The 12,454-nt window shown below is 68.6% G+C and carries 10 protein-coding genes; 2 read left to right on the top strand and 8 right to left on the bottom strand.

The annotated features are described in order from the left end of the window. Window positions 1-12: 12 nt before the first annotated feature. Window positions 13-1,515: a MocR-like pyridoxine biosynthesis transcription factor PdxR gene (gene pdxR, locus K2W61_RS17400; protein ID WP_236756154.1), complete on the bottom strand. Its 1,503-nt coding sequence runs from the start codon at window positions 1,513-1,515 to the stop codon at window positions 13-15. Between the two features lie 123 nt (window positions 1,516-1,638). On the opposite strand from pdxR, the gene K2W61_RS17395 reads away from it, so the two are divergent. Then, window positions 1,639-2,970, top strand: coding sequence for an MFS transporter (locus K2W61_RS17395; protein WP_175141492.1), 1,332 nt, complete (start codon window positions 1,639-1,641; stop codon window positions 2,968-2,970). Between the two features lie 61 nt (window positions 2,971-3,031). Here K2W61_RS17395 and K2W61_RS17390 read toward each other — a convergent pair whose 3' ends face one another. The 7 genes from K2W61_RS17390 to K2W61_RS17360 form a co-directional block, all read right to left on the bottom strand. Next, window positions 3,032-5,200: a TonB-dependent receptor gene (locus tag K2W61_RS17390; RefSeq protein ID WP_236756153.1), complete on the bottom strand. Its 2,169-nt coding sequence runs from the start codon at window positions 5,198-5,200 to the stop codon at window positions 3,032-3,034. A 100-nt stretch (window positions 5,201-5,300) separates the two neighbouring features. Next, the gene (locus K2W61_RS17385; RefSeq protein ID WP_236756152.1) at window positions 5,301-7,469 is read right to left on the bottom strand and encodes a TonB-dependent receptor; all 2,169 of its coding nucleotides are present in this window, start codon (window positions 7,467-7,469) and stop codon (window positions 5,301-5,303) included. A gap of 44 nt (window positions 7,470-7,513) precedes the next feature. Next, entirely contained in the window at window positions 7,514-8,164 is a 651-nt protein-coding gene (locus K2W61_RS17380) for a hypothetical protein (RefSeq protein WP_236756150.1), read from the bottom strand. Continuing rightward, entirely contained in the window at window positions 8,161-8,763 is a 603-nt protein-coding gene (locus tag K2W61_RS17375) for a hypothetical protein (RefSeq protein ID WP_175132682.1), read from the bottom strand. Before K2W61_RS17375 ends, K2W61_RS17380 begins: the two co-directional genes overlap by 4 nt. A gap of 5 nt (window positions 8,764-8,768) precedes the next feature. Beyond that, window positions 8,769-9,503, bottom strand: a complete 735-nt coding sequence (locus K2W61_RS17370) for an ABC transporter ATP-binding protein (RefSeq protein WP_175132683.1) — start codon at window positions 9,501-9,503, stop codon at window positions 8,769-8,771. Then, window positions 9,496-10,566: a FecCD family ABC transporter permease gene (locus K2W61_RS17365; protein WP_236756148.1), complete on the bottom strand. Its 1,071-nt coding sequence runs from the start codon at window positions 10,564-10,566 to the stop codon at window positions 9,496-9,498. Before K2W61_RS17365 ends, K2W61_RS17370 begins: the two co-directional genes overlap by 8 nt. After that, window positions 10,550-11,608, bottom strand: coding sequence for an ABC transporter substrate-binding protein (locus K2W61_RS17360; protein WP_236756147.1), 1,059 nt, complete (start codon window positions 11,606-11,608; stop codon window positions 10,550-10,552). The genes K2W61_RS17365 and K2W61_RS17360 overlap by 17 nt, the downstream gene beginning before the upstream one ends. A 122-nt stretch (window positions 11,609-11,730) precedes the next feature. Between K2W61_RS17360 and K2W61_RS17355 the strand changes: the two genes are divergently transcribed. Next, entirely contained in the window at window positions 11,731-12,453 is a 723-nt protein-coding gene (locus K2W61_RS17355) for a Crp/Fnr family transcriptional regulator (RefSeq protein ID WP_175132684.1), read from the top strand. Window position 12,454: the final 1 nt, after the last annotated feature.

The raw sequence follows: 12,454 nt of genomic DNA, 5'->3' as shown, positions 1-12,454 counted from the left end.
CCGCCACAAAGCTCAGCGCCGCGCCCGGCGCGCGGGCCCGCTCTCGCCGGCCCGCGCCAGCGCCCGCGCAAAGCGCGCCACGCCATCGCCGATGCGCTCGCAGGGCACGCCGCCATACCCCAGCACCACCGCTGGCGCCGCCGCCCGCGCCGCATCAGGCAGGTAATGCGGCAATCCCACCACGATGCCCTCTTCGCGGGCGGCCTCGGCCAGGCGCGGCACCGATACCTTGCGGTCGAGCCGCGCATATACATGCAGCCCGGCCCGTGCCTGCGACAGCCGCACCTGTTCACCGACCCGCGCCGCCAGCGCCTCGCGCAGCACGATCTGGCGGCCGGCATACTCGGTGCGCATGCGCTTGATGTTGTGCGAGAAATGGCCGTCCGCCATGAAATCGGCCAGCGCCGCCTGCAGGTGCAACTGGCCTGGCCGGTAGATGCTGGCGCAGGCCCGCGAAAATGACTCGGCCACCTGCGGCGGCACCACCATGTAGCTCATGCGCAGACCGGCGAACATGGTCTTGCTGAAGGTGCCCAGGTAGACGACGCGGCCGTCGGCATCCAGCCCCTGCAACGACGGAATCGGCGCGCCGTCGTAGCGGAATTCGCTGTCGTAGTCGTCCTCCAGCACCCACAGCCCGCGCGCCCGCGCCGCCTGCAGCAGCTCCAACCGCCGCGCCAGCGGCATCACCACGCCAGTGGGGTACTGGTGCGACGGGCTGGTGATCAGCAGCCGCGCCCGGCGCGGCAACTTGCTGGCCGCCAGGTCCAGGCCCTGCTCGTCGACCGCCGCCGCATGGGCGCGCACGCCCGCCGCCCCCAGCACCGGCGGAAAGGCCCAATGGCACGGGCTCTCGACCAGGGCGGCATCGCCCGCGCCCGCCAGCATGCGCGCGCACAGGTCGACCGATTGGTGCGTGCCCGCCGTGACGATGACCTGCTCGGGCTCGCACACCACCGCGCGTGCCAGGCGCAGGTAGCTGGCGATGGCCTCGCGCAGCGGCAGAAAGCCGGCGCCATCCTTGGCATAGCCCGCCAGCGCCAGGTTCGACTTGCCCAGGTGGCGCGACACCAGCCGGCGCCACAAGTGGAACGGAAACAGGCTGGCGTCGGCCACGCCCGGCACGAAGGCGCCGGTGTGCTGGCCCAGCCCGGCCGCGCCGCCGGCGATGCCCTCGCCGCGCGTCGACAGGCCCGGCACGTGACGCTGCACGTGCTCGGGAGAAGCCGGCGGCAACAGGGGCCGGTCCACCGTCTTCTCGACGAAGGTGCCGCTGCCGCCGCGCGCGCTCAGGTAGTTCTCGGCGATCAGGCGCTCATAGGCCAGCGTCACCGTGATGCGTGAAATGCCCAGCTCCTGCGCCAGCACGCGCGAGGACGGCAGGCGCTGCCCCGCCACCAGGGTGTGGTCCAGCACCCCGCGCCGCACGATGTCGTAGATCTGCTTCTGCAAGGGGTCGGCCGATTCGCGCGACAGCGCGCCCGACAGCAGATCGGCAAGCAGGACTTCCTTCATGAAGTGGCCATATATGAGCGTCAATTGTGGCTATACAAGATATAGCCAGTAGTTGCTATCGTCAACGCCGGTATTCGACATCGCGGCGCCACCTGGGCGACCGCATCAAACAAGGGGAATTCCATGCACGACAGCAATGGCCGCAGACAGCCGGTCAGGGCCGCGGCCGCGGCATTTTTCGGCACCATGATCGAGTGGTACGACTTCTATTGCTACGCCACGGCGGCCGCCCTGGTGTTCGGTGATGTGTTCTTCGCCACCAACGATCCCTACATGGGCACGCTGGCCTCGCTCGGCACTTTCGCCATCGGCTTTTTCGCGCGGCCGGTGGGCGCGGTGCTGTTCGGTCACCTCGGCGACCGCGTCGGCCGCAAGCAGAGCCTGGTCATCACGCTGCTGCTGATGGGCGTGGCCACCACGCTGATCGGCCTGCTGCCTTCGTATCATTCGATCGGCCTGACCGCCGTGGTGCTGCTGGTGGCGCTGCGGCTGGTGCAGGGCATCGCGGTGGGCGGCGAATGGGGCGGCGCGGTGCTGATCGCGGCCGAACACGCGCCGCCCAAGTGGCGCACCTTCCTGGCCTCGGCGCCGCAGTACGGCAGTCCCATCGGCCTGATCCTGGCGACCGGCGTGTTCCGCCTGGTGTCGGACCTGCCCAAGGAAGACTTCCTGGCATGGGGCTGGCGCCTGCCCTTCATCATCAGCGGCGTGCTGGTGCTGGTGGCCTTCGTCATCCGTCGCGGCGTCAACGAAAGCCCCGAGCTGCAGGCGCGCCTGAAGGAAAAGCGAAAGGAAGCCACCGCCCCCATCGGCATGGTGCTGCGCGAACGCAAACGCGCGCTGCTGCTGGGTATCGGCCTGTGCCTGCTGGGCATCTCGGGGTTCTACTTCGTGACCACGCTGATGATCACCTACACCACCACCTACCTGAAGATCACCCGCAGCCAGATCCTGGACGTGGTGACCTGGGCCGGCGTGGTCGAGCTGATCAGCTTTCCGATCGCCTCCTACATCGCCACCCGCATCGGCGAGCGCCGTTTCCTGATCTGGGTCACCGCGCTGTCGACGCTGTGGGCCGTGCCGATGATGATGCTGATCCTGACCGGCGACATCCAGAACATCGCCATCGGCATCCTCACGGCCATCTTCCTGATCGGCGCCTACTATGCGGTGCTGGCGCCCTATCTGCCGCTGGCCTTCCCGGTGGAGATGCGCTACACCGGCATTTCGCTCAGCTTCCAGCTGTGCGGCGCGATCTTCGGCGGCACCACGCCCCTGGTGGGCCTGTGGGTGGCGCACACCTTCGGCCTGACCTGGCAACCGTTGGCGCTGATGTTCGCCATCATCGCCGGCGCCAACCTGCTGTGCGCGGTATACCTGCCGACGCCGGAGCGCGAGGCGGCGCGCCGGCGTGGCGCCGCGCCAGGCGCGGCCCAGCCCAGCCGGGCGTCGTAACGGCCGAGCCATCGGCCTGGAACCCGCGGCGGCCGGGTCCGGTCCCCGCCGCCGCGCCGCGTCAGAACCGGGTGCGCAGCGTCAGATTGAAACTGCGCCCCGGCTGCAGCAGCGGATTCTGGCCGGTCATGGCGTAGTTCACGTTCGACGCCGTAGCGGCGGTGCGATAAGCGCGGTCGAACAGGTTGCTGATGCCCAGCACCGCCTGGGTATTGCCCAACTGCGGCATTCCGAGCTTGTCCAGCTGCAATTGCGCGTACAGGTTGACCACGCCGAAGCCGCCGGCCGGATATTCCCGGCGATCGTCGTAGCGATTCTGCCCCTTGGCCCACTGCAATTCACCGCTCAGGGCATAGGCCTCGTTCGGGCCGACGTACTGCAATCCAATCAGGCCGCTGAGCGTGGCGATCGACGGCAACGGCCGATGGGTGACCTGATTGGTGGCGTGCAGGTAACTGGCGCTGCCATACAGGTTGAGCGCATGGGTCACCTGCCAGCGCCAATCGCTTTCGAGTCCCTGCACGCGCGCCCTGCCGACGTTGCGGCGCTGCGTGGCGGGCAGGCCCAGATACATCGTGTCGACGCTCTCGATGAAATCGCGGAAATTGCTGCGGAACGCCGTCAGGCCGACCGTGGCATTGTCGAAATGCAGGCGGGCGCCAACGTCCACGTTGGTGCCGCGCTCGGGCTTGAGCTGGGGATTGGGAAAGGTGTAGCTGGTGCCCGTGAAGCCGGCGTCGAACATGTCGAAAATCCAGGGCATGCGGAACGAATTGCCCACGCTGCCCAGCAGTTCAACTCGCTCGGTGGCGCGGTACGACAGGCCCAGGCTGCCAGTGAGAGCGGTCTGCTGATTGTTCTGTGCCGCGCGGAATGCCGGCAGCAGATCGGGCGACGGCAACGGACTCAGCCCCACGTCGGAGCGGTACCAATCGAAGCGGCCGCCGGCGCTCACCGTCCATTTCGGCGCGGGGTTCCATTCGTTGCTCAGGAACAGGCCGATGTTGGTCTGGTAGCGGGTCGGACCGGTCCGGACCCAATCGCCGCGATTGACGGCGCGGCTGCCGTCGGGCTGGCGCACTGTGGTCTGGGTAAGCAGCTTCATGCCCGGCCAGGTTTCGTGCATGAAGTCCATGCCCACCGTGGTGGCGACACTGGCCCACGGGATGGTCGCCGCGACATTGGCGCCATAGACGAGCGGTCCGATGACGTGACGCCGCACGTCGACCACGCGCGCCGCGTTGACCTCATTGTGGGCGGCCAGGGTGGTATCGAATTCGTTGACGTAAAGGCTGGCCCGCAACTGGCTGATCAGGCCGTCGAATTCGCCCGCGTAGGCAAGCTTGCCCTGCTTGACGGCCAGCGGATCGCGATGGCTGCTGGCCAGGGGATACGGCGGCACCGCGCCGGCCGCATCGTCATTGACGTGCGCCATGCGGCCGCTGATCTCGACGCGTTGGCGCGCGTCCGGCATGTAGCCCAGCACGATGCCGCCGCCCGCGCCGCGAAAACCGCTGTTGGGCACCTCCTCGGCGGCGCTGCTGAAGTTGCTGGCGCGCCGTCCGGTGGCGTAGACGCGCAGGTCGAAGCCGTCGCCGGCGGCCTCCAGCGCCGCGCTGGCCTGCATCGCATTGGCATTGCTGCGCCATGCGGCCGACACCTCGCCCCCATTGAGCTGGAACGCATGCTCCAGATTGCCGTGGGCGCGCCGGGTGACGAAGTTGATCAGGCCGCCCAGCCCGTCACTGCCGAAGCGCGCCGAATCCGGTCCCCGCACCACCTCGACCTGCTCCAGCTCGGTCGGGCTGATCAGCATGAATTGCAGGGTATTGCGGCCGCGGAAGCGATTGCCGTCGATGAAGACAGGCACCCGCATGTCGTTGGTGTTCATGCCGCGCAGGAACACCGTGCCGGCGATGCCGCCCGTGTGGTTGATGGTGGCGTTGGGAATCCGGCCGATCAGCTCCAGCGTGCTGATGGGACTGAGCCGGTCGATGTCCTGGCGGTCGACCACCGACACCGATTGCGTCACCGCATGATCGAGCGTTGCCGTCGGCGGCACCGCGCCGATGGCATGCAGGCGGCCATCGTCGACGGCATCGTCATCGGCCGTGACCCGGATGGCGGGCAGTTGCGCGGCGGTGTCGGCGGCCGTGGCGGGCGCGCCAAGGGTGATGGCCGCGAGCAGGAAGGCGCGAACCAGAGGCGAAGGCGGAAAGGATTGAGTCATACAGGAGCGCAAAAGCAAAGCCCGAAGGCGGGAGGCGCGCCGCCTCGGGCGGCGGCGATGGGATCTTGCAGCCGGGACGACATCGCCCCGCGCGGCAGGCTCAGAAGCGCGTGCGCAGCGTCACGCTGAAACTGCGTCCGGGCTGCAGCAACGGATTCAGGTTCGTCATCGGGTAGTTCACATTCGACGCCGTGGCGGCGGTGCGATAGGCGCGGTCGAACAGGTTGTTGATGCTGAACACCGCCTGGGTGTTACCCACCCGCGGCAGGCCCAGCTTGTCCAATTGCAGTTGCGCGAACAGGTTGACCACGCCAAAGCCGGCCGCCGGATACTCCCTGTGGTCGTCGTAGCGGCCCTGCCCCTTGGCCCACTGCAACTCGCCGCTCAAGGCGTAGGCCTCGTTCGGGCCGACGTACTGCAATCCCATCAGGCCGCTGAGCGTGGCGATCGACGGCAACGGCCGGTTCGTGATCCGGTTGGTGGCATGCAGGTAGCCGGCGCTGCCATACAGGTTGAACGCGCGCGTCACCTGCCAGCGCCAGTCACTTTCGACCCCCTGTACGCGCACCTTGCCGACATTGCTTTTCTGCGTCGCGGGCAGGCCGTTGTACAGGGTGTTGACGTTCTCGATGAAATCGCGGAAGTCGCTGCGGAACGCCGTCAGGCCGACGGTGGCATCATCGAAATGCAGCCGGGTGCCCACATCGACGTTGACACCACGCTCGGGCTTGAGTTCGGGATTGGGGAAGGCATAGCTGGCGCCGGTAAAGCCGGCGTCGAACATGTCGAAGATCCACGGCATGCGGAACGAGTTGCCGACGCTGCCCAACAGTTCGACCACCTTGGTGGCGCGGTACGACAGCCCCAGGCTGCCGGTGGTGGCGGTCTGCTGGTTGTTCTGCGCCGCGCGGAAGGCCGGCAACAGATCGGGCGATGGCAAAGGCGAAAGATCGACGTCGGACCGGTACCAATCCACACGGCCGCCGGCGGTCAAGGTCCATTTCGGGGACGGCGTCCACTCGTTGCTCAGGAAGACCCCGATATTGGTCTGGTAGCGGGACGGGCCGCTGGGAACCCAATCGCCGCGATTGACCGTCGTGCCGCCATCCGGTTGGCGCAGCGTCACCTGCGTGCGCCGCGCCTGGCCAGGCCAGTTCTCGTGCATGAAATCCATGCCGACCGTGGTGGCGACGCTGGCCCACGGAATAGTCGCCGCCAGATTGCCGCCATAAGCCAGCGGCCCCGGCACGTGGCGCTGCACATCCAGCACCCGGTTTGGGTTGGCCTGGTTGTGCACCACCAGCGTGGTGTCGAACTCGTTGACGTAGAGGCTGGCGCGCAACTCGCTGAGCACGCCGTCGAACGCTCCCTGATAGGCCAACTTTCCCTGCTTGACGTTCAAGGGATCGCTGCGGGTGGTGGCCAGCGGATACGGCGGCACGGTGCCGGCCCACCCTTCGTTCACGTGTGCCATGCGGCCGCTGATCTCGACGCGCTGGCGCGCGTCCGGCATGTAGCCCAGCACGATGCCGCCGCCCGCGCTGCGAAAATCACTATTGGGCACTTCATCGCTGGCGCTGCGGAAGTTTCCGGCGCGCCGCCCGGTGGCATAGACACGCAGGTCCAGGCCGTCGCCGGCCGCCTCCAGCGCCGCGCTGGCCTGCATCCCGTTGCCATTGCTGTTCCAGGTGGCCGACAGCTCACCGCCATCGAGCGCGAAGCCATGCGCCAGGTTGCCGTGGGCGCGCTTGGTGACGAAGTTGATCAGGCCGCCCAGCCCATCGCTGCCGAAGCGCGCCGAATCCGGCCCGCGCACCACTTCGACGGCCTCCAGTTCGGTCGGACTGATGAGCATGAACTGCAGCTTGTTGCGGCCACGGAAGCGATTGCCGTCGATGAACACGGGCACCCGCATATCGAGCGTGTCCATGCCGCGCAGGAACAACGTGCCGCCAATGCCGCCGCCCAGATTGATGGTGGCGTTGGGAATCCGGCCCAGCAGCTCCAGCGTGCTGATGGCGCTGAGCCGGTCGAGATCCTGGCGGTCGACCACCGACACCGATTGCGTGACCGTATGGTCGAGCGTCGCCGCCGGCGGCACGGCGCCGCTGGCATGCAGGCGGCCGTCGTCGGCGGCGGCATCATCGGCCGTGACCCGGATGGCGGGCAGTTGCGCGGCGGAGTCGGCGGCCATGGCGGGCGCGCCGAGACTGGCGGCGGCCAGCAGGATGGCGTGGGCGAAAGGCGATAGCGGGAAGGAATGAGTCATACGAGAATGCAATGGCAAAGCCCGGAGGCCGAAGGGACGCCGCCTCAGGCGGCGGGGGTGGAATCTTTCAGCCACGGCAGAAAGCCGCGCAGGAAACGGCTGGTGGCCGGCATGAAATAGCTGCCGTGGTGATACATCGGATCCAGCGAGGTCACGATCAGCCGGCCCGCCGTGCTGCGGCAGTCCTCGTACAGCACCGAACCGGCGCCGACCTTGTCGACCAGCGATACCGCGCCCGGCGGCGGCGCGTAGGTGCCGTGCTGATGCCAGGTGACATCGGCCAGCGTCAGATAGCGGAACAACGAATGGCCGGGCGCCGCCAGCCGCAGGCCGGGATCGGCGCCGGGGGTCTTCCACCACCAGAAGTTCACTTCGCAGTCGGTCCAGCGCACCCCGTCCAGCCAGCGGTGCGAACCGGTTTCGCCCATCGCCACCAGCGTCTTGCCGGCGGCCAGGAAGCGGGCGAAGCGGTCGCGCTGCGCCACCAGCAGCTCCGGGTTGATGCGGCACGACACGATCAGGGCGTCGCAGCCGTCCAGGACGGCGTCATCCAGCTCCGGCAGGTAGATCACCCGGTCGATGTACGGCGCCAGTTCGGGCGTGCGAAAGGTGCGGTGGTGGTAGTAAGTGCCGGCGTCCAGCGCGGCAATCACCGGCTCGCGCCGGGCCGGGTCGGGGTGACGGGCGCCGGTCATGCCGCCTCCCCGTGCAGCCAATCGAACAGCTGCGGCACGATGCGGCAGGTGCTGTCGGCGCTGCCGGCATACATCCACATATCGTTGCCGGAATGCGTCAGCAGGCGGCCGCCCCCGGGCAGCGCCAGCACCCAATCCACCGGCACCGCGTCCGGCCCCAGCGTGTGCAGCACCCTTGCGCCGGCCGGCGGCGGGTTGCCTCCGCGCGCATAGAAGCCGGCCACGCCGCGGCGGAAGGTCAGGTGTTCCGGATCGACGCCCTCGAACACCGGGTGGGCATCGGCACGGTGCAGCCGCAGGCCGTCGATGCCGCGCGCCGGACCGGGCACGAACGGCGCCAGCCAGCGCAGGAAGGGGTAAGCCACATGGCCGTTGAACACCATGGTGCCGCCGGCCAGCAGCCAGGCCTCGAGCCGGGCCTGCTGAGACAGCAGGTAGCGCTGGTCGGTATTGGCCGGCACCAGCAAAGCGCGCACCGTCGCCAGTTCCAGGCGATGCAGGGCGTACAGCGGTTCGGCAATGGCCGGCGGCGCCTCGCCGCCGGTCAGCGCGGCCGGACCGCTGCCGGTCCAGTGGTTCAGATAGACGATCGTGTTCATCGCGTTCAATGGAAAAGCGGAATCACGCCCGGCACCTCGCGGCCGTCGGCGGCGATGGCGGTCACCCGTAGCGGCAGGCCGTAAAGGCGGGTCAGGCGCTCGTCGGTGCACATCTGGCCAGTGGGGCCGGCCTCGCAGGCGTCGGGATGCATCAGCAGGGTCTGGTCGGCGATGTGCTGGGCATGCTGCGGCTGATGGGTGGAGAACACCACCGCCATGCCCTCGCCCGCCAGCCGCCGCAGCAACGACAGGATCACGTCCTGGTTGCGCAGGTCCAGCGCCGCGCTGGGCTCGTCCAGCACGATGATGGGGCTGGCGCTGGCCATGGCCCGCGCGATGCAGGCCAGTTGCTGTTCGCCACCGCTGAGCGCATGGAACGGCCGCCCCGCCAGATGCTCCAGCCGCACGGCGCGCAGGCATTCGCGGGCGATTTCGCGGTCGCGCGGGCCCGGCGAGGCCCACCAGCGCAGGTGGCGCACGCGGCCCATGGTCACCATGGCCAGCACGTCATAGGCGAACAGCGAATCGGTGCGCTGCGGCACGTAGGCGGCATGGCCGTTCAGGGAAACCGTGCCGGCGGCCGGCGGCTGCAAGCCCAGCAGCGTCTTGAGCAAGGTGGTCTTGCCCCGGCCATTCGGCCCCAGCACAGCCAGAACGCCGCCCGCCGGCACGCGCAGCGACAGGTCCGACAGCAGCAGGCGGCCGCCGGCCTGCACGGCAAGGCGATCCAGTTCAAGCATGGCCCGCCTCCCGGCCTTGCGTGCGGCGCAGCAGCCATGCGAACAAGGGCGCGCCGATCAACGCGGTGATCACCCCCAGCGGAATCTCGGCGCTGGTGGCGCTGCGGGCCACGGTATCGACCCACACCATGTAGGTGCCGCCAAGCAAGGCGCTGGCGGGCAGCAGCACGCGGTGGTCGGGGCCGACCAGCATGCGCGCGATGTGCGGCACTACCAGTCCGACCCACCCCACCGTGCCCGATACCGCCACGCTGGCGGACACCACCAGCGTGGCGCAACCCAGCAGCATCCAGCGCAGCGGTTCGACCGCCAGCCCCATAGCGCTGGCCTGCTCGTCACCCAGCGACAGCACGTTGATGCGGAACCGCAGCGCGAACAACAGGCCCATGCCGGCCATGATCGGCGCCAGCGCCGCCGCCAGCTTGACATACGACGCCGTGGCGAAACTGCCCATCAGCCAGAACACGATCGCCGGCAGGCTGTCGTAGGGATCGGCGAAGTAGGTGGCCAGCGAGATCAGCGCGGAAAAGAAGGCGCTGGTGACCACGCCCGCCAGCACCAGCATCAGGATGGTGGTGCGGCCCTGCGAACGGCCCAGCAGGTAGACGATAGCCACCGCCAGCAACCCGCCGGCGAAAGCCAGCCCCAGGGTGGCCCACAACGACGAGAACAGCAGGATCGCGGCGCAGCCGCCGAATGCCGCGCCGGAGGAGATGCCGAGTATCTGCGGCCCGACCAGGGGATTGCGGAAAGCGCCCTGCAAGGCCGCGCCGCACAGCGCCAAGCTGGAGCCGGCCAGCAGCGCCAGCAGCACCCGCGGCAGGCGCACCAGCAGCACTACGCGGCGCTCGGCATCGGCAATGGACGGCAGCCACGCGGCCAGGCCATCGGGCAACAGCGCCTTTCCCAGCACGGCGGCCACGTGCGACACCGGCAAGGCATAGCGTCCCACGCACAACGCGGCCAATGCCGACAGCGGCACCGCGGCGATCATCAACCACCAGGGCCACGCGGACCGCCGGCCTTCGCCGCGCCCGGGGGCCCGTTCAATGCAGGCGGTCATAGCCGGCGGCCCCTTGGTTCAATCGCATGCGCAGCACCCTGTCGATATCGGCGGCGCCGATGTCATAGCCGTACAACCAGGCGTAGGCCTGCGTGATGTGCTCGCGCAGCGGCCAATCGAACCGCTCCGGATGCAGCAACTGGCTCAGCCACTGCCAGTACAACGGCGATTCCTGGCTGGGGGGATCCCAGATGTAGCCTCCCGCCGGAATCAGGTAGACGCGGTGGCTGCGCACGGCCGGGATGTCCGCGAACAGCGGATCGGCGTAGATCATGGCCGGCGTCAGGCCCGACTCGAAATTGTTCAGCAGGATCACGTCCGGCGCCCAGGCCATGATCTGCTCGATGCCGACCGACTGGCCGGTGCCGACCACCGCGGCCGCCACGTTGCGCCCGCCGGTCAATTGGATGTCGTCATCGAAACTGCTGCCCGCGCCCGAGGTGCGCAACTGCGGCCGGTATCGCGACAGATACAGCACGCCGGGGCGTTCGTCGGCGCGCAGGCCGGCAGTGACATCGAGAATCCGCGCGCGCACCTCATCGCGCCACGCCAGTTGCCGGGCGGCGTGCGCGTCCTGCCCGAGCGAATGCCCCATCAACCGGATCCACTCGCGGGTGCGCACATCGGTGCCGTACAGCAACGCGGCCACCGGCAGGCCGGCATTGCGCAACGGCGCGAGCAGATCGTCGCCCATGTGGCCCCACTGCCACACCATGTCGGGCTGGATCTGCAGCAGGGTTTCCACGTTCGGCACGAAGCCCGAGCGGGTGATGTCCGAGCGCACGCTTTCCATGTGGGGAAACAGGCGCGACGGCAGCGGATCCGCCATGCGTGCATAGGAATCGGGATGCATGCCGGCCAGGTGCCGCGACGAACCGCCGTCCAGCGACATCAGCAGCGTGCCGCCCGGCATCGGCAGCGAGACCGCGCGCGTCGAGGGCGCGGCCTGCGTGACCGGATTGCCGAGCATGTCGTTGAAGGACAGCGGCGCCGCCAGCGCGCCGGACGCAGCTGCCAGCGCCAGCAAGGCCGCCGGAACCATAGGGAGATTTATAAGGCGGCGCGATTTCGGCGGCGTCCTGGCCTCGCATTTTTTCACGGTGATAGCATCTGAACAAGAATCATTTTCGATTCAAATTCTAGGTATCCCCCCCTGCCATTCAAATGACTATTGTCAATTCGTCCCGGTCGCTTGTGCTCGCCGCGTTGCGGCGCCATCCCTGGTTCGAAGGCATCCCCGAGGCGGCGCTTGGGGCGCTGGCCGCGCACGGCCGCTGGCTGCGGTTCGCGGCGGGCGACACCCTGTTCTCCGAGGGCCAGTCGGCGACTTCATGCCTGCTGGTGTGCGAGGGGTGGGTGCAAGGCCTGCGCTATACCGCCGACGGCGGCGAAAAGGTATTCGGCGAAGTCGGCCCGGGCGGCTGGCTGTCGGTGCTGACCCTGTTCGAATCCGCCCCGCGCCATCTTCATCACATCCGCGCGCACCGCGACGGCAGCGGTTGCCTGGTGCCGCACGGCGCCTTCCTGCAACTGTGCCGCGACGATGGCCGCCTGGCCTGCCGCGTGGCCTCGCATGGCGCCTGGCTGGTGCGGCACCACACCGACCGCATCGACTGGCTGACGTCCAGTTCGGCGCAGCAGCGGCTGGCCGAATACGTGCTGCGCGCCGGCAAGCCGCGGGCTGGGCAGCCGCTCGTCCTGCCCTTGAGCCATTCGCAGATCGCGGTCAAGCTCGGCATGCGCGCCGAGACCCTGAGCCGCATCTTCGCCAGGTGGCGGCGCGAAGGCATCGTCGCCAACCGCCAGGGCAAACTCTACGTGCTGTGCCTCGCTCCGCTCGAACAGCTCGCGGCCGGCGGCGCGGCGCCGGCATCGGCCGGCCGCTGAA

Origin of the sequence: Achromobacter pulmonis (assembly GCF_021733725.1) — a bacterium.
Classification (GTDB): domain Bacteria; phylum Pseudomonadota; class Gammaproteobacteria; order Burkholderiales; family Burkholderiaceae_B; genus Achromobacter; species Achromobacter pulmonis.
This window is presented reverse-complemented; position numbering and strand designations above follow the sequence as displayed.